Source organism: Bacteroides sp. HPS0048 (assembly GCF_964240755.1).
Lineage (GTDB): Bacteria > Bacteroidota > Bacteroidia > Bacteroidales > Bacteroidaceae > Bacteroides > Bacteroides nordii.
Genome location: NZ_CAXSVC010000053.1, coordinates 1 through 1501 on the forward strand (window position 1 = coordinate 1; position 1501 = coordinate 1501).

Sequence of the window (1501 nt, forward strand, 5' to 3'; positions counted from 1 at the left end):
TATATTTGTTGTAATCTGAAGTATCTTATTTGATTATCAACGCTTTGTAGAAAACTCGCATGAGAACGGGCAACGGATAAGAAAATTCCAAGCTGTTTAGAATCACTATATTCCTCATGCTTTCAAATAACTCTTTTTTCTTGATGCAAAGGTAGCATTTTTTCGTGATTGCCGGTAATTTTCGGGCATAAAATATCACGGTCATTTCAAGAAACATATACAGCGGACATGACAGCCATACCGTAGCCGAATCCCCGTAACTCACAGGCAAAGGTAACCCGTGTCCTGCTCGTACAAGCAAGGTCAAGCCCTCCGGGTGTCGTGGAAAAATCATCCTCGCCCGGAGGGCTTGCGGTATTTTTCCCGCCAACCTTGCATGTACGGGACACGACCTTTTATGGCCTGTAGTTACGGGAACTCCGGCCCCGAAAAGCCGGATCACTAAAAATAAATTGTTATGTCACAGCAGGTAACAAAAGAAAAGTACAGTATCGAAACACTCAGAGAGCGGAATGTTTCATACGACCACCAGCATTGGCTGACACAGGAAGATGTGGATATGGCCAACAGTTATGTGGAACTCATTGAGCGGACACGCTCTAAGATTACACCGCAAATCGGAGACAGGCTGGTATATGTAACCGAACACGGGGATTATTACGGAAACGCCCTTATTGACAGCAGGAGTGCAAAAGAAGGATATCTTTCCGTATGCGAACAGCCGTATGTGCCTTTCGTGTGGGAAGAGGACGGCAATATCCGTCTGAGTGTCAGCGGAGGCGCATTCCATTCCGTGAATCCGGAGGAACTGAAATTCCTGAAATGGACGGAAGGGGTGTTCAAGGACTGGGGGCATTGCGGTGCTTGCGCCAACGGTTCGGTGTCATTTCTGGCTAAGGTACCGTTATGGTTTTATGCCGAACCCAATCCCAGGTATGGAGATTTCACGACCGAGACCTACCGGAAGTTCTACCTACACAAAAGGGAGGAATCGGAAAACGGCAATCTCTATCAAGGCTTTGACATCGCTTTTCGGGACGAAGCCGAGTTCCGGCAGTTCCTGAAGGACTACGAAGGAACGGTGTTCAAGGGAAATTGGGATAATCAAATCGTGTTATGGTGTTTCCGTCGGGAATATGTGTTCTTACCTTCCGCCGAATGGGAAAAGATAAAAATCCCTGCCGTAGAGCGAAAGCTCAACTTCCATCCCGAGCAGGTCAAGATAGTCAAGGACATGGAAAAGCACATCACTTATTTCTACCGGATTAAACCGGATAATTTTTAACATTTAACCCTAACAGATATGCAAACGACAACAGCACCCAAGGCCGGCAACGCTCCCGACCTGCTTCAAGGCATTCTGAGCGTACAAGTGAGAAACGAGGACAAGATTACGGAACAGGACCGTGTCTATTGCCAGACGCAGCAAAACCTGCTTTACAAGACACTCGACCAGATTGACCGCTGGTACGCCGTCTTCAAGGAAGAAGCCGAACAATAT

At 47.1% G+C, this 1501-nt stretch carries 2 protein-coding genes and 1 pseudogene; 2 read left to right on the top strand and 1 reads right to left on the bottom strand.

Annotated features, from left to right (window positions below; translation table 11 throughout):
* Positions 1 to 206 precede the first annotated feature (206 nt).
* Entirely contained in the window at positions 207 to 389 is a 183-nt protein-coding gene (locus ACESQI_RS22945) for a hypothetical protein (protein ID WP_080597288.1), read from the bottom strand.
* A 68-nt stretch (positions 390 to 457) separates the two neighbouring features.
* On the opposite strand from ACESQI_RS22945, the gene ACESQI_RS22950 reads away from it, so the two are divergent.
* Positions 458 to 1285, top strand: a complete 828-nt coding sequence (locus ACESQI_RS22950; RefSeq protein WP_005832098.1) for a DUF4121 family protein — start codon at positions 458 to 460, stop codon at positions 1283 to 1285.
* An 18-nt stretch (positions 1286 to 1303) separates the two neighbouring features.
* Positions 1304 to 1501, top strand: a pseudogene (locus tag ACESQI_RS22955) (hypothetical protein); the annotation flags it as partial.